Source organism: Pseudomonas inefficax (genome assembly GCF_032164165.1).
In the GTDB taxonomy this organism is placed as follows: Bacteria; Pseudomonadota; Gammaproteobacteria; order Pseudomonadales; family Pseudomonadaceae; genus Aquipseudomonas; species Aquipseudomonas inefficax.
In genome coordinates this window covers 2021504-2036827 of record NZ_CP134401.1, presented here as the reverse complement: position 1 = coordinate 2036827, position 15324 = coordinate 2021504, and the positions used below count along the sequence as shown (strand labels likewise).

The 15324-nt window shown below is 62.4% G+C and carries 11 protein-coding genes and 2 tRNA genes; 9 read left to right on the top strand and 4 right to left on the bottom strand.

Annotated elements, in window-relative coordinates:
- The first annotated feature begins 152 nt into the window (after positions 1-152).
- Positions 153-2087 (top strand): methyl-accepting chemotaxis protein, encoded by a 1935-nt coding sequence (locus RIN61_RS26920; protein WP_112253678.1) that lies wholly within the window; start codon positions 153-155, stop codon positions 2085-2087.
- Between the two features lie 141 nt (positions 2088-2228).
- On the opposite strand, the gene RIN61_RS09165 is transcribed toward RIN61_RS26920, so the two are convergent.
- The 4 genes from RIN61_RS09165 to RIN61_RS09150 all read right to left on the bottom strand — a co-directional run bounded on the left by RIN61_RS09165 (position 2229) and on the right by RIN61_RS09150 (position 5326).
- Positions 2229-3794 carry an ABC transporter permease gene (locus tag RIN61_RS09165; protein ID WP_313856811.1) on the bottom strand — a complete coding sequence of 522 codons (1566 nt, stop codon included), beginning with the start codon at positions 3792-3794 and terminating at the stop codon, positions 2229-2231.
- Positions 3794-4807 carry an extracellular solute-binding protein gene (locus RIN61_RS09160; protein ID WP_133975738.1) on the bottom strand — a complete coding sequence of 338 codons (1014 nt, stop codon included), beginning with the start codon at positions 4805-4807 and terminating at the stop codon, positions 3794-3796. The genes RIN61_RS09165 and RIN61_RS09160 overlap by 1 nt, the downstream gene beginning before the upstream one ends.
- Before the next feature lie 257 nt (positions 4808-5064).
- A tRNA-Leu gene (locus RIN61_RS09155) sits at positions 5065-5151 on the bottom strand.
- Positions 5152-5239: 88 nt separating this feature from the next.
- Positions 5240-5326: transfer RNA gene (locus RIN61_RS09150), tRNA-Leu, on the bottom strand.
- A gap of 271 nt (positions 5327-5597) precedes the next feature.
- On the opposite strand from RIN61_RS09150, the gene rnr reads away from it, so the two are divergent.
- The 8 genes from rnr (at position 5598) to RIN61_RS09110 (ending at position 15323) form a co-directional block, all read left to right on the top strand.
- Positions 5598-8186, top strand: coding sequence for a ribonuclease R (gene rnr, locus RIN61_RS09145; RefSeq protein WP_112253675.1), 2589 nt, complete (start codon positions 5598-5600; stop codon positions 8184-8186).
- Complete coding sequence (gene rlmB, locus RIN61_RS09140; RefSeq protein ID WP_207878683.1) at positions 8183-8929, top strand: 23S rRNA (guanosine(2251)-2'-O)-methyltransferase RlmB; 747 nt, start codon at positions 8183-8185, stop codon at positions 8927-8929. Before rnr ends, rlmB begins: the two co-directional genes overlap by 4 nt.
- Before the next feature lie 304 nt (positions 8930-9233).
- Positions 9234-9659 (top strand): 30S ribosomal protein S6, encoded by a 426-nt coding sequence (gene rpsF / locus RIN61_RS09135; RefSeq protein ID WP_003249557.1) that lies wholly within the window; start codon positions 9234-9236, stop codon positions 9657-9659.
- A gap of 28 nt (positions 9660-9687) precedes the next feature.
- Positions 9688-9918, top strand: a complete 231-nt coding sequence (gene rpsR / locus RIN61_RS09130; protein WP_003249563.1) for a 30S ribosomal protein S18 — start codon at positions 9688-9690, stop codon at positions 9916-9918.
- 33 nt (positions 9919-9951) lie between these two features.
- Positions 9952-10815, top strand: coding sequence for a hypothetical protein (locus RIN61_RS09125; protein WP_085627323.1), 864 nt, complete (start codon positions 9952-9954; stop codon positions 10813-10815).
- 20 nt (positions 10816-10835) lie between these two features.
- Positions 10836-11282, top strand: a complete 447-nt coding sequence (rplI, locus tag RIN61_RS09120) for a 50S ribosomal protein L9 (RefSeq protein ID WP_003249568.1) — start codon at positions 10836-10838, stop codon at positions 11280-11282.
- Between the two features lie 113 nt (positions 11283-11395).
- Positions 11396-12793 carry a replicative DNA helicase gene (gene dnaB / locus RIN61_RS09115; protein WP_015271992.1) on the top strand — a complete coding sequence of 466 codons (1398 nt, stop codon included), beginning with the start codon at positions 11396-11398 and terminating at the stop codon, positions 12791-12793.
- 226 nt (positions 12794-13019) lie between these two features.
- Positions 13020-15323: a YgiQ family radical SAM protein gene (locus RIN61_RS09110; RefSeq protein WP_112253671.1), complete on the top strand. Its 2304-nt coding sequence runs from the start codon at positions 13020-13022 to the stop codon at positions 15321-15323.
- Position 15324: the final 1 nt, after the last annotated feature.

Sequence of the window (15324 nt, the reverse complement as noted above, 5' to 3'; positions counted from 1 at the left end):
GGGAGCGGGTTCACCCGCGAGGAGGCCCGTGCGGGCAACCTCATTGCTAGACCTTGGCGTATTTCCCTGCTGCCCCCGGCACAACCCTTGCTGTAAGAAGTTTCTGACGATGCCATCAAAGTAGTGGCGCCAGAAAACACGAGGGTTACACCGTGTCTGCCATCCTTTCACTGTTACGAAGCCGCCTTTTGCGGCCTGTGTTTGTTGCCCTGGGTATCGCGCTTTTGGTGCAGGTACTGGTTGCTGTTGCGCTGACTCGCAGCACGGTCACCGCCCTGGAGGCCGACCTGGGCGAGCGTCTGGGCAATGACAGCCGTCAACTTGCCGGCGAACTGGAGAAGGCCGGGCAGGATGTACGTTCGGGCCTTGACAGTTTGTCCAGCAGCACCCGCCAGCGGCTGAGTGCCGGCTTGTCCGCGCGCCTGCAGAATGAGCAGCAGCAACTGCGCAGCACGCTGGAAAAGAACCTCAAGGACTCCGCCAACGATATGGCCGAGCTGCTGGCTTCGGTCGCCCCGCGGGCGATCTGGGACAACGACGTGCCGGTGCTCTCTGACTTCGCCCGGCGTGCCCAGCGCAACCCCAACGTACTGTTTGTGGTCTACGACGACGCCCAGGGCCAGCACCTGACCCGCTATCTGAATCGGCAAAACCCGATCAACCAGGCGTTGATGGACAAGGGGCAGGGCGAGCGTGCGCTCGACAAAGTGATCGACGCGGCCCGGCGCGACCCGGCGGTGTACTTCGTGGAGGCCTCGATCAACCCCAATGGGGCAGAAATCGGCAAGGTGGTGATGGGTGTTTCCACTGCCGGCATCGATCAGGAACTCAAGGCCCTTGACCAGCGCTTCGCCGCCCTGATCGCCAGTGGTGAACAATTGGTCGGCGACAGCCTGGTCGGTGCGGCAGCTGACAGTGGCAAGACCCTGCGCGAGCGCCTGGAAAAGGCGCAGGGCAGCGCTGCTGCGATGCAGGCCAATACCGCACAGACCGTGCGTGATGCTGCCGCCGAGCTGCGCTGGCGCATCGGCCTGGGCCTGGTGCTGGTCGGCCTCGGCGTGCTGCTGGTGGTGGCTGTGGTGTTGGGCCGTCGGGTGTTGAGCAAGCTGCGCCTGCTGATTGCCGCCTTGAATGACCTGGCGGCGGGCGAGGGCGATCTGACCAAGCGCGTGCCGCTGGACAGTCGCGACGAGATTGGCGACATGGCGTCGGCGGTGAACCGCTTCGTCGACAAGCTGCAACCCATCGTGCGCGAGGCGGGCGAGGTGGCACAACGCACTGGTGTTGAGATTGGTGCCATGGCCCAGCGCAATGCCGGCGCCGATGCTGCCGCTGCACTGCAACGCGATGAAGTGGCTGCCAGCCTGCGCGACCTGTCGAGCATGGCCGACGAGGCCCAGGCTGAAAGCCACGCGATGCAGGCAGCCCTACAGCAGGTGGTGGATATCCGCCAGGCGACTGACGAGAACAGCCGTACCTCGACCCAGCTCGCCGGGTTGATCGAGAACCTGGCCGGGCAGGTGGATGCCGGTTCCCAGGTGATCGAGCGCCTGGCCAAGCAGAGCGAACAGATCGAGGTGGTGCTGACGGTAATTCACGGTATTGCCGAGCAGACCAACCTGCTGGCGTTGAACGCCGCCATCGAAGCGGCCCGGGCTGGGGAAACCGGGCGTGGCTTTGCCGTGGTGGCGGATGAGGTGCGGGCCCTGGCGAGCAAGACGCAAAGCTCCACCGGGGATATCCAGGCGCATATTGCCGCACTGCAGAAAGGCGCCAAGGAAGCTGTGGCCACCATCAGCCAAGCCGGGCTCAAGGCCAGCGAAGGGCTGTTGGTGCTGCGTGACAACGAGCGCCGCCAGCAGTCTGTGCAGGCAGCGGTGGAGCAGGTGCATGCGGCCATCGGCCTCGCTACTCGCGCCGCCGAGCAGCAGGCGAGTGGGGCGCAGGCGGTACGTGGGCGGGTGGAAACCATCCATGCCCAGGCCGAACGCTCGGCTGAAGTGGTGATGCAGACCACCGCCAGCAGCAAGGTGCTGGATGACCTGGCCGCGCAACTGCGTGCCAGCCTGGGGCAGTTCAGGGCATAGACATTCTCGGGAACATCGCTACCCCTGTGGGAGCGGGTTTACCCGCGAAGAAGACAGCGCGTTGGATGGCACCGGCTTCGCCGGTGTTCGCGGGTGAACCCGCTCCCACAGGTACCGCGCAAACCTGGGGAGCGGCGCCGATCAGGCCTTGTTCAGATACATCCGCGTAGTCAGCAGATAAACCGGCAACCCCGACACCACTATCAGCAGAGCCGCATATGGCGCCGCCGCTGCAAACTCGACGTTGGCCGTGTGCGCCCATACCTCGGTGGCCAGGGTAGTCATGCCGGTGGGGCTGAGCAGCAAGGTCGCTGTCAGCTCCTTCATGGCATCCAGGAACACCAGGGCAAAGGCTGCCGCCATGGCCGGGAAAATGATCGGTAGGGTCACCCGGCAGAAAGCGGCGAAGCTGTTCGCGCCCAAGGTTCGCGCGGCTTCTTCCAGCGTCGGCGAAGCCTTGTTCAGCGCGGTGCGCACCGGCGATTGCGCCAGTGGCAGGAACAGCAGCGCATAGGCCAGCAGTAACAGTGCCGTGGTCTGGTACAGCGCCGGCACGTAATGCAGGGCGAAGAACACCAGGGTCAGGGCAATCACCAGGCCGGGCAGGGCGTGCAGAAGGTACGGCAGGCGCTCGGCCCAGATTGCCAGGCGGCCCTTGTAGCGCACTACCAGGAAGCTGATGGGCAGGGCCAGTAGCACGCAGAAACCGGCACCACCCAGCGACACCGACAACGAGGTGAACAGCGCCTTGGAAATGGCTGCCACAGGGAATGCCGCCGACGAACCCACGCTCAGCCAGTAGCCGAGCATGGCCAGCGGAATACCGCTGCCCAATACCGCCAGGCCCACGCAGAACAATTGCGCCGGCACTGACCAGCCACGCAACCGCACCGGTTGCGCACGACGCGCCACGCCCTGGCCGATGCGCACATGGCGGGCCTTGCCACGTACCCGCAGTTCAAGCCACAGCATCGCCAGGCACATCGCCAACAGTACGGCGGACAGCATGGCCGCATTGGCGTTGCTGAACTCCAGTTCGAACTGTTGGTAGATCGCCGTGGTGAAGGTTTGCAGGCCGAGGATCGACAAGGCGCCGAACTCCACCAGCATGTGCAGGGCGATCAGCAGCGCGCCGCCCAGCATCGATGGCCACAGCAGCGGCAGGGTGACCTTGACGAATACGCCCCAGCGGCTGCAACCCAGCGTACGTGCCGACTCCTCCAGCGAGGTATCGAGGTTGCGCAGGGTTGCGGCCACCGGCAGGAACACCAGCGGGTACTTGGACAGGGCCATGACCATGATCGCTCCGCCCAGCCCTTCGAAGCCCGAGCTCAGTGACACCCAGGTGAAGCTGCTGACGAAAGACGGTACGGCAAACGGCAGGCATAGCACCACGCCCCACAATCGGCGGCCGGCCAGATTACTGCGCTCCAGCAGCCAGGCCAGGGCCAGGCCGACTACCATGCAGGTCAGCGTCACCCCGACCATCAGCATCAGGGTGTTGCGCATCAGTCCCCAGACAAACGGCCGCCACAGCAGGTGCAAGGCTTCGCGCCAGCCGGCCTCCCAGGCTTTCATGGCAACGTACAGCAAAGGCAGCAAACTCATCGCTACCAGGAACAGCACAGGCAGCACCACCCAGACGGAGGGGCGCTTGCGGCGTGGTACGAAGCGTACCGGCACTGGTTCGGTCAGGGCGGCAGTCATCAGAGCAGGCCGACCTCGCGCTCAAGCTCGATCGCTTCCTCGGCATTGCCCAGGTCGGCTGGAGAGATCTTCGGCGGGCGCAGGTCTTCAAACGGCTTCAGGCCACGGTCGGAGACCATGCCTTTGTGCAGTGGGTACTCGGCGGTGGTCTGGGTGATCACGCGCTGGCCTTCTTCGCTGGCCATCCAGTTGAGCAGGGCCTGGGCTTCTTTCGGGTGCTTGCTGGCCTTGACCACGGCTGCGCCGGAAATGGTGACCAGGTTGCCGGCATCGCCATCGGCCAGGTAGTAGAGCTTGGTGTCCAGCTTGCCGCGCTCGCGCTCGAGCGCATACCAGTAATAGTTGTTCACCAGTACCGCAGCCACTTCGCCTTTTTCCACGGCTTTGAGGGCGACCATGTTGTTGGTGTAGGTCTTGCCGAATGCCTTCAGGCCGGTCAGCCATTCTTCGGTGGCTTCACGGCCGTGCATCTTCAGGATGGCCACGGCCTGTTCCTGAAAAGCGCCGCTGGTGGGCACATAGCCGACGCGGCCTTCCCACTCGGGGTTGGCGAAGTCCATCACTGTGGTCGGCAAGTCTTTCTCGTCGACTTTCTTCGGGTTGAACACGACGATGCGCGTACGGGCGGTAATGCCCATCCAGGTGCCGTTGGCGCCAACGTACTCCTTGGGCATCATGTTCGCGGTGGCGTCGTCGATCTTCGCCAGCAGGCCCAGTTCGCCCAGGTTGTTCAGGGGAGGGGACTCTTCGGTATAGATGATGTCGGCCGGCGAGCGTTCGCCTTCCTCGATGATCTGGCTGGCCAGCTGGTTGCTGCTGCCCTTGCGGATATTGATGTGGACGCCGGTCTTGGCCTCGTAGGCCTGGGCGATGGCTTCGCCGATTTCCTTGTGCTGACCGTTGTACATGGTCAGGGTGACTGGTGCGTCTGCCATGGCGGCCGGAGCGCCGATGACCAGGCTCAGCGCGGCGGCGGCCAAGGTACGCATCAGCGGTTGCGGGCGGATCGTCATGCGGGTACTTCCTCGCTTACGGCTACATATTTGGAAACAATGGTAAACGAAATCGTTTCTCAAGTGGCCGGGTGACGAGAAATTCATGGTCAGACCATGGTGCAAGAGCCTGAAGGTGGGTTGGCTGTGCTGGCCTCTTCGCGGCTAAAGCCGCTCCCACAGGGGGGGCACAGGTCTGTACCTGTGACCGAAAGAGGGGAGGGATACAAAAATCGCAGGCAAGAAAAAACCCACTAGCAAGCTAGTGGGTTTTTGTATGGTGCCCAGGAGAAGACTCGAACTTCCACGACCGTTAAGTCACTGATACCTGAAACCAGCGCGTCTACCAATTCCGCCACCTGGGCAAAGCTTTGCATCATCTGGAGAAGGCGACTATCGTTCGCTTTCACACAGTAGTAACAGATCCTTGGTCATCTGTTACTTGAAAATATTTGGTGCCCAGGAGAAGACTCGAACTTCCACGGCCGTTAAGCCACTGATACCTGAAACCAGCGCGTCTACCAATTCCGCCACCTGGGCACACATTCGAGATTACCTGATGCTTTACAGCGTCGCTCATCTCTACTACAACTTCGGGGTTGTCCGTCGTTGTGGTGCGCACTATACGGACGGTCCTGGAGGCTGTAAACCCCCAAAGCAAAAAAAATTTCAAAAAATTCAACTTGTTGATTCCGCAGGCCTATTCCTGCTCGCCGGGTATGCCCGTGGGGCTGTCCAAGGCTGACATTTCCGGTTTCAATACGCCTATGCCAGAATTCATATCTATATACCCCAAGGTGAACCCCTTCTGATGGCCGATTGGCAATCCCTCGATCCCGAGGCCGCTCGCGAAGCGGAAAAATACGACAACCCCATTCCCAGCCGTGAGCTGATCCTGCAGCGCCTTGCCGACCGTGGCGAACCCGCTGCGCGCGAGGAGCTGGCGAAAGAGTTTGGTCTGTATGAAGAAGACCAGATCGAAGCCTTGCGCCGCCGCCTGCGTGCCATGGAACGCGATGGCCAGCTTATCTATACCCGGCGCGGCACTTATGCCCCGGTAGACAAACTGGACCTGATCTGCGGTCGGGTCTCCGGTCACCGCGACGGCTTCGGCTTCCTTATCCCGGACGACGGCAGCGAAGACCTGTTCCTCAGCCCGTCGCAGATGCGCCTGGTGTTCGACGGCGACCGCGGCCTGGCCCGGGTCTCTGGCGTCGACCGCCGTGGCCGCCGCGAAGGCGTGCTGGTCGAAGTCATCTCCCGTGCCCATGAGAGCGTGGTCGGCCGTTACTTCGAAGAAGGCGGTATCGGCTACGTGACCCCGGACAACCCGAAGATCCAGCAGGAAGTGCTGGTCACCGCCGGGCGCAACGGTGGCGCGAAGATCGGCCAGTTCGTCGAGATCAAGATCACCCACTGGCCCACCCCGCGCTTCCAGCCGCAAGGTGATGTGGTCGAGGTCATCGGCAACTATATGGCGCCGGGCATGGAGATCGACGTTGCCCTGCGCAGCTACGATATCCCGCACGTCTGGCCCAAGGATGTGATCAAGGAAGCGCGCAAGTTCCGCTCCGAAGTCGAAGAGAAGGACAAGGAGAAGCGCGTCGACCTGCGCCACCTGCCGTTCGTCACCATCGACGGTGAGGACGCCCGCGACTTCGACGACGCCGTCTATTGCGAGCCGCTGGGCAAGCTGCGGCTGTTCTCGGGTGGCTGGCGCCTGTATGTGGCCATCGCCGATGTGTCCAGCTACGTGCGTCTGGGTTCGGCCCTGGACGTCGAGGCCCAGCAGCGCGGCAACTCGGTGTACTTCCCCGAGCGCGTGGTGCCGATGCTCCCGGAAGAGCTGTCCAACGGCCTGTGTTCGCTGAACCCGCATGTCGATCGCCTGGCAATGGTCTGCGAAATGACCATGAACAAAGCCGGCCAGATGGTCGACTACCAGTTCTACGAAGGCGTAATCCACTCCCACGCCCGCCTGACCTACAACAAGGTCAGCAGCATGCTCGAGCACTCGCGTACCCGTGAGGGCAAGGCGCTGCGCGAAGAGTACAAGGCTGTCGTGCCGGACCTGAAGAACCTGTACAACCTGTACAAGGTGCTGGTGGATGCACGTCACACCCGGGGTGCGATCGACTTCGAGACCCAGGAAACCCGCATCATCTTCGGTGACGAGCGCAAGATCGCGGAAATCCGCCCGACCGTGCGCAACGACGCCCACAAGCTGATCGAGGAATGCATGCTGGCGGCCAACGTTGCCACTGCCGAGTTCTTGCAGAAGCATGGCGTGCCGGCCCTGTACCGTGTGCATGACGGCCCGCCGCCAGAGCGCCTGGAAAAACTGCGCGCTTTCCTCGGCGAGCTGGGCCTGAGCCTGCACAAGGGCAAGGACCCGTCGCCGAAGGATTACCAGGCCCTGCTGGCGAGCATCGCCGGGCGCCCGGACTTCCACCTGATCCAGACCGTGATGCTGCGCTCGTTGAGCCAGGCCGTGTACAGCACCGAAAACAACGGCCACTTCGGCCTGAACTACGAGGCGTACACCCACTTCACCTCGCCGATCCGTCGTTACCCGGACCTGCTGGTGCACCGCGCCATCCGCAGCATCATCCGCTCCAGGGTGGATACCCCGCACGTCAAGCGTGCCGGCGCCATGAGCATCCCCAAGGCGCGTATCTACCCGTACGACGAAAACACCCTCGAGCAGCTCGGCGAGCAGTGCTCGATGACCGAACGCCGGGCCGATGAAGCCACTCGTGATGTGGTCAACTGGCTCAAGTGCGAGTTCATGAAGGACCGCGTGGGCGAGACCTTCCCGGGTGTGATCACTGCGGTGACCGGTTTCGGCCTGTTCGTCGAGCTGACCGACATCTATGTGGAAGGCCTGGTGCATGTCAGTGCGCTGCCGGGCGACTACTACCACTTCGACCCGGTGCACCACCGCCTGTCTGGCGAGCGTACCGGACGCAGCTTCCGCCTGGGCGACACCATCGAAGTCAAGGTCATGCGTGTTGACCTGGACGAGCGCAAGATCGACTTCGAGGTGTCGGAAAAGACCCTGGCCGCACCGATCGGTCGCAAGCAGCGTGGCGCCGCGCCTGCTGCCGACAAGGTGGAACAGCAGCAGCCGGTAACTGAGGCGAAAGCCTCGCCGAAGCCGCGCAGCCGCAAGAGCGAAGCGTCCGAGGCGTATTTCCCGAAAGACGCCGTGCAGCGCAACGCCGAAGTGCGCAAGAGCCGCGAAATGAAGAAGGCGCTGATGAGCGATGCGCGCAGTGGCGGCCATGCCGGCAGCAAGTCGGACAAGGGCGGCAAGGCCTCGGCGTCCGGCAAGCCGACCAAGCACCGTAAAGGCCCGCCGAAGTCCGGCGCGCCACGCAAGAGCAAGAGTAAGTCATGAGTCAGCTGGAAAAGATCTACGGCGTGCATGCCGTACAGGCATTGCTGCAGCACCATCCGAAGCGGGTCAAGCAGATCTGGCTGTCGGAAGGGCGCAGCGAGCCGCGCCTCCAGGCGCTGCTGGCGTTGGCCGCAGAAAATCGCGTGGCGGTGGGCCAGGCCGAGCGCCGTGAGATGGATGCCTGGGTAGAGGGTGTGCATCAGGGTGTGGTCGCCGAGGTGAGTCCGAGCCAGGTCTGGGGCGAATTGATGCTCGAGGAGTTGCTCGAGCGCACCGAAACACCCCCTCTGATCCTGGTGCTGGACGGCGTGACCGACCCACACAACCTTGGCGCCTGCCTGCGTACCGCCGATGCCGCCGGTGCCACGGCGGTGATCGTGCCCAAGGACAAGTCCGCGACCCTGACCCCGGTTGTGCGCAAGGTGGCCTGCGGCGCGGCGGAGGTGATCCCGCTGGTGGCCGTGACCAACCTGGCGCGCACTCTGGAGAAACTGCAGCAGCGGGGCCTGTGGGTGGTCGGTACCGCCGGCGAGGCCGAGCAGGAGATCTACCAGCAGGACCTGACCGGGCCGCTGGTGATGATCATGGGCGCGGAAGGCAAGGGCATGCGCCGGTTGACCCGCGAGCATTGCGATTTCCTGGTCAAGTTGCCGATGGGCGGTAGTGTCAGCAGCCTGAACGTGTCGGTGGCGACCGGTATCTGCCTGTTCGAAGCCGTGCGTCAGCGCCAGGCCAAGCGCTGATCTATACCTGCACCGGCCTCTTCGCGGGTAAACCCGCTCCCACAGGGATCGCACAAGGCCTGAGCCCTGTGGAGTACCTGTGGGAGCGGGTTTACCCGCGAAAGGGCCGGCAGCCTGTAATGTGTTTCAGGCTGTTCAAATATTCGCCAATTACCTTGCTTGTGCGCCCCGCCTTCTCTACAATTGCGCCCCTTGCCGAGCTGGCAGGCGCACATGTGCCTCCCCTCCGTGCAAGACATACAGTGTCATTCACTCCTTGTCTGACCAGAATCACTGGCAGACTACTAACCCGTAAGGAGCATTCATGCGTCATTACGAAATCATCTTCCTGGTTCACCCGGACCAGAGCGAACAAGTCGGCGGCATGGTTGAGCGTTACACCAAGCTGATCGAAGAAGATGGTGGCAAGATCCACCGCCTGGAAGACTGGGGCCGTCGTCAACTGGCCTACGCAATCAACAATGTTCACAAGGCTCACTACGTGATGCTGAACGTTGAGTGCACCGGCAAGGCCCTGGCCGAGCTGGAAGACAACTTCCGCTACAACGATGCCGTTATCCGTAACCTGGTCATCCGTCGCGACGAAGCCGTTACCGGCCAGTCCGAGATGCTGAAGGCTGAAGAGAACCGCAGCGAGCGCCGTGAGCGTCGCGAGCGTCCTGAGCATGCTGACTCCGCCGAAGGCGACGACAGCAATGACAGCGACTCCAGCGATAACGCTGACGAGTAATCCACGGACCTTTAGAGGAGCCTATTAAATGGCACGTTTCTTCCGTCGTCGTAAATTCTGCCGCTTCACTGCTGAAGACGTGAAAGAGATCGACTTCAAAGATCTCAACACCCTGAAAGCTTACGTATCCGAAACCGGCAAGATCGTTCCAAGCCGTATCACCGGTACCAAAGCTCGTTATCAGCGTCAGCTGGCTACCGCTATCAAGCGCGCCCGCTTCCTGGCCCTGCTGCCCTACACCGACAGCCACGGCCGCTGAGACCGGGTCGTCGACAAGCAGTAAGGGATTAGCATGCGAGCGTTAGCAAGTTTCATCATGCGCGGTCGTGTGCAGGCCACCCTGGTGGTGGTCATCAGCGCGGTACTGCCGCTGCTGTTCTGGTTGAGTGCCGCTGCCGGCAGCCTTGTGCTGCTGCGGCGTGGTTTCAAGGATGCTACAACGGTCATCGCCGGCGGCCTGCTGGCCGGGCTGGCCGTGTGGGTCATGGGCGATCCCATCACCTTTCTGGTGATTGCGGGTGCCCTGGCCCTGGCCGCCATGTTGCGTGCCGAGCATCCCTGGAGCCGGGTGTTGCTCGCCAGTGCCGTGTTCGCCGTGGCGTTTAGCCTCGTGCTTGATCTGGCGCTGGCGCAAACCTTCGATGTGCTGGCCAAGGCGTTTGCCGAAGCCATGCCGAAAATCGAAGGGCAGCCGGTGCTCTCCGGTGAGCTGATCCGCCCTGTGCTGGTCGCTTCCACAGCAGTGACGGTGCAATTGTTCAGTGTGCTGGCGTTGATGCTGGCGCGCTATTGGCAGGCAGCGTTGTACAACCCTGGAGGCTTCGGTCGCGAGTTTCGCGAACTGAAGTTGCCGAAACAGACCATGGCGGTCTTGGTGGCAGTGATGGTGGTGGCCCCGTTCATCGGGTCGCAGTTCATCGTCCTGGCATCGGCCTCGAGCCTGGTACTGGTGCTGGCCGGCATCGCCTTGATGCACGGGCTGGTGGCACAGGGTCGACTGGCCGGTTTCTGGCTGGTGGGCATGTACGTGACGCTCCCGCTGATCATGCAGCTGATTTATCCGTTGTTGATGGTTTTGGCCATTGTCGACAGCCTGATTGATTTTCGCGGTCGCAAGTCCCCCAAGGGGAATGACTCCGCGAACGGTGAAGGTTAAAAGTTAAGAGGTTTTACCAAATGGAACTGATCCTGCTGGAAAAAGTCGCTAACCTGGGCAACCTGGGCGACAAAGTAAAAGTTAAGGCTGGTTACGGCCGTAACTTCCTGCTGCCATTCGGCAAGGCCACCGTTGCCAACGCCGCCAACCTGGCCGCGTTCGAAGAGCGTCGCGCCGAGCTGGAAAAAGCAGCTGCTGACAAGAAAGCTTCGGCTGAAAGCCGCGCTGCCCAACTGGCCGAGCTGGAAGTGACCATCACTGCCACCGCTGGCGACGAAGGCAAGCTGTTCGGTTCGATCGGCACCCACGACATCGCCGACGCCCTGACCGCCTCCGGCGTTGAAGTGGCCAAGGCTGAAGTTCGTCTGCCGAACGGCACCATCCGTCAGGTTGGCGAATACGACGTAGCCGTGCACCTGCACAGCGACGTTGAAGCCACTGTACGTGTGGTCGTCGTAGCTGCCTAAGCTGCGCTGACTGTCTGGCTCCTTGCGGGTCAGGCGGTTAACATCGGGCACGGTCCTGTTTTCGACAGGCCGTGCCCTTTGTCTTTTTCGTCCTCCAGAATTCTTTCGTGGCCATGAACGAGATCACCACCTCCGAACAGCTTGACCTGCAAACCGCAGCCCTGAAGGTGCCGCCGCATTCCATCGAGGCCGAACAGGCCGTGCTCGGTGGCCTGATGCTGGACAACAACGCCTGGGAGCGGGTGCTGGACCAGGTATCGGACGGCGACTTCTACCGGCATGACCACCGCCTGATCTTCCGAGCCGTGCACAAGTTGGCCGACGCCAACCAGCCATTCGATGTGGTGACCCTGCACGAGCAGCTGGACAAGGAAGGCCTTTCTTCGCAAGTCGGTGGGTTGGCGTATCTGGCCGAACTGGCCAAGAACACCCCGTCGGTAGCCAACATCAAGGCCTACGCCGCGATCATTCGCGAGCGCGCCACCCTGCGTCAGCTGATCAGCATCAGTACCGATATCGCCGACAACGCGTTCAACCCGCAAGGGCGCAACGCTGAAGAGATTCTCGACGACGCCGAGCGGCAGATCTTCCAGATCGCCGAGGCCCGGCCGAAAACCGGCGGCCCGGTGGGAGTCAACGAACTGTTGACCATGGCCATCGATCGCATCGACACGCTGTTCAACTCCGACAGCGACATCACCGGCGTATCCACCGGCTTTACCGACCTCGACGAGAAGACCAGCGGCCTGCAGCCAGCTGACCTGATCATCGTTGCCGGCCGACCGTCGATGGGCAAGACCACCTTCGCCATGAACCTGGTGGAAAACGCCGTACTGCGTACCGACAAGGCGGTACTGGTGTTCTCCCTCGAGATGCCAGGTGAATCGCTGATCATGCGTATGCTCTCGTCCCTGGGCCGTATCGACCAGACCAAGGTGCGTTCCGGCCAGCTGGACGACGACGACTGGCCACGCCTGACCTCGGCGGTGAACCTGCTAAACGATCGCAAGCTGTTCATCGACGATACCGCCGGCATCAGCCCCTCGGAGATGCGCGCGCGTACCCGCCGCCTGGCCCGCGAGCACGGCGAAATCGCCATGATCATGGTCGACTACCTGCAGCTGATGCAGATCCCGGGTTCGGCCGGTGACAACCGGACCAACGAAATTTCCGAGATCTCCCGCTCGCTCAAGGCACTGGCCAAGGAGTTCAACTGCCCGGTCATCGCCCTGTCGCAGCTGAACCGCTCGCTGGAACAGCGCCCGAACAAACGCCCGGTGAACTCCGACTTGCGTGAATCCGGTGCAATCGAGCAGGACGCCGACGTGATCATGTTCGTGTATCGCGACGAGGTGTACCACCCCGAGACCGAGCACAAGGGGGTGGCGGAAATCATCATCGGTAAGCAGCGTAACGGCCCCATCGGCTTCGTGCGCCTGGCCTTCATCGGCAAGTACACCCGCTTCGAGAACCTTGCGCCGGGCATGTACAACTTCGACGACGACGAATAAGCCCAGGGGCAGAGGCGGTCACTGTGGGAGCGGGTTCACCCGCGAACACGGGCGCAGCCCGTGCCATCCACCGCGTAGCCTTCTTCGCGGGTAAACCCGCTCCCACAGCGGATGGAGTCTCTTTCGTCAAGCAACCATGAATCCGACAACCATCGTCGGATTTGGTCAAATTTTGTGCTATATTCCGCGCCCGCGATTTCCCTGCACACCAGAACCGGTCACTGACATGCAAGCAGCCAAACCACTCTACGACTATCCCAAGTACTGGGCCGAATGCTTCGGGCCAGCACCTTTCCTGCCGATGAGCAGGGAGGAGATGGATCTGCTCGGCTGGGATTCCTGCGACATCATCATCGTGACCGGTGATGCCTACGTCGACCATCCGTCGTTCGGCATGGCCATCATCGGCCGCCTGCTGGAGGCCCAGGGCTTCCGGGTGGGCATCATCGCCCAGCCGAACTGGCAGTCGAAAGACGACTTCATGAAGCTCGGCGAGCCGAACCTGTTCTTCGGCGTGGCCGCGGGCAACATGGACTCGATGATCAACCGCTACACCGCGGACAAGAAGATCCGGTCCGACGATGCCTACACCCCTGGTGGCCAGGCTGGCAGCCGTCCGGACCGCGCCAGCCTGGTGTACAGCCAGCGCTGCAAGGAAGCCTACAAGCATGTGCCGATCGTACTGGGCGGCATCGAGGCCTCGCTGCGCCGCATCGCCCACTACGACTACTGGCAGGACAAGGTCCGCCACTCGATCCTGATCGACGCCAGCGCCGACATCCTGCTGTTCGGCAACGCCGAGCGTGCGGTGGTCGAGGTGGCCCAGCGCCTGTCCAACGGCGAAAAGATCGAGACCATCACCGATGTGCGCGGCACTGCTTTCGTGCGTCGCGACACGCCTCAGGGCTGGTACGAGATCGATTCGACCCGCATCGACCGCCCGGGCCGCGTCGACAAGATCATCAACCCGTACGTGAATACCCAGGACACCCAGGCCTGTGCCATCGAACAGGCCAAGGGCGACCAGGAGGACCCGAACGAAGCCAAGGTCGTGCAGATTCTCGACAGCCCGAGCATGACCCGGGAAAAGTCGGTGATCCGCCTGCCGTCGTTCGAGAAGGTGCGTAACGACCCGGTACTCTATGCCCATGCCAACCGGGTGCTGCACCTGGAGACCAACCCGGGCAACGCCCGCGCCCTGGTGCAGAAACACGGCGAAGTGGATGTGTGGTTCAACCCGCCACCCATCCCCATGAGCACCGAGGAAATGGACTACGTGTTCGGCATGCCCTATGCCCGTGTGCCGCACCCTGCCTACGGCAAGGAGCGCATTCCGGCCTATGAGATGATCCGTTTCTCGGTGAACATCATGCGTGGCTGCTTCGGTGGCTGCACCTTCTGCTCGATCACCGAGCACGAAGGCCGCATCATCCAGAACCGCTCGCACGAGTCGATCCTGCACGAAATCGAAGAGATGCGTGACAAGGTGCCGGGCTTCACCGGCGTGGTCTCCGACCTTGGTGGCCCGACTGCCAACATGTACCGCATCGCCTGCAAGAGCCATGACATCGAGAAGCACTGCCGCAAGCCGTCGTGCGTGTTCCCGGGCATCTGCGAAAACCTCAACACCGACCACAGCTCGCTGATCGAGCTGTACCGCAAGGCTCGTGCCCTGCCGGGTGTGAAGAAGATCCTGATTGCCTCGGGCCTGCGTTATGACCTGGCGGTGGAGTCGCCGGAGTATGTCAAGGAGCTGGTCACCCACCATGTCGGCGGTTACCTGAAGATTGCCCCGGAGCACACCGAGCGTGGCCCGCTGGACAAGATGATGAAGCCGGGCATCGGCACCTATGACCGCTTCAAGCGCATGTTCGAGAAGTTCTCGAAAGAGGCGGGCAAGGAGCAGTACCTGATCCCGTACTTCATCGCCGCGCACCCGGGCACTACCGACGAAGACATGATGAACCTGGCCCTGTGGCTGAAAGGCAACGGCTTCCGAGCCGACCAGGTGCAGGCGTTCTACCCGTCGCCGATGGCCTCGGCCACGGCCATGTATCACTCGGGCAAGAACCCGCTGCGCAAGGTGACCTACAAGAGCGAAGGTGTGGAGATCGTCAAGAGCGAGGAGCAGCGCCGGCTGCACAAGGCGTTCTTGCGTTATCACGACCCGAAGGGCTGGCCGATGCTGCGTGAAGCGCTGCAGCGCATGGGCCGTGCCGACTTGATCGGGCCGGGCAAGCACCAGCTGATCCCGCTGCACCAGCCGCAGAGCGATACCTACCAGAGTGCGCGCCGCAAGAACTCGACCCCGGCGGGTAGCCACAAAGTGGGCAAGGAGCAGAAGGTCCTTACCCAGCACACAGGTCTGCCGCCGCGTGGCAGCGATGGCAGCAAGCCGTGGGACAAGCGTGAAAAGGCCAAGGCCGAAGCGTTTGCGCGTAACCAGCAGGCGGCCAAGGAGCGCAAGGAAGCGGGCAAGGGTGGTGGCGGCAAGAGCAAGAAGCCGCGTCAGCCGGTCATCCCGCGCTGAT

Coding starts and splice junctions, on each gene's coding strand:
- rnr (WP_112253675.1), top strand. CDS start 5,598: ATGGCCGATTGGCAATCCCTCGATCCCGAGGCCGCTCGCGAAGCGGAA.
- RIN61_RS09165 (WP_313856811.1), bottom strand. CDS start 3,794: ATGACTGCCGCCCTGACCGAACCAGTGCCGGTACGCTTCGTACCACGC.
- RIN61_RS09125 (WP_085627323.1), top strand. CDS start 9,952: ATGCGAGCGTTAGCAAGTTTCATCATGCGCGGTCGTGTGCAGGCCACC.
- rpsR (WP_003249563.1), top strand. CDS start 9,688: ATGGCACGTTTCTTCCGTCGTCGTAAATTCTGCCGCTTCACTGCTGAA.
- RIN61_RS09110 (WP_112253671.1), top strand. CDS start 13,020: ATGCAAGCAGCCAAACCACTCTACGACTATCCCAAGTACTGGGCCGAA.
- rlmB (WP_207878683.1), top strand. CDS start 8,183: ATGAGTCAGCTGGAAAAGATCTACGGCGTGCATGCCGTACAGGCATTG.
- rpsF (WP_003249557.1), top strand. CDS start 9,234: ATGCGTCATTACGAAATCATCTTCCTGGTTCACCCGGACCAGAGCGAA.
- dnaB (WP_015271992.1), top strand. CDS start 11,396: ATGAACGAGATCACCACCTCCGAACAGCTTGACCTGCAAACCGCAGCC.
- rplI (WP_003249568.1), top strand. CDS start 10,836: ATGGAACTGATCCTGCTGGAAAAAGTCGCTAACCTGGGCAACCTGGGC.
- RIN61_RS09160 (WP_133975738.1), bottom strand. CDS start 4,807: ATGACGATCCGCCCGCAACCGCTGATGCGTACCTTGGCCGCCGCCGCG.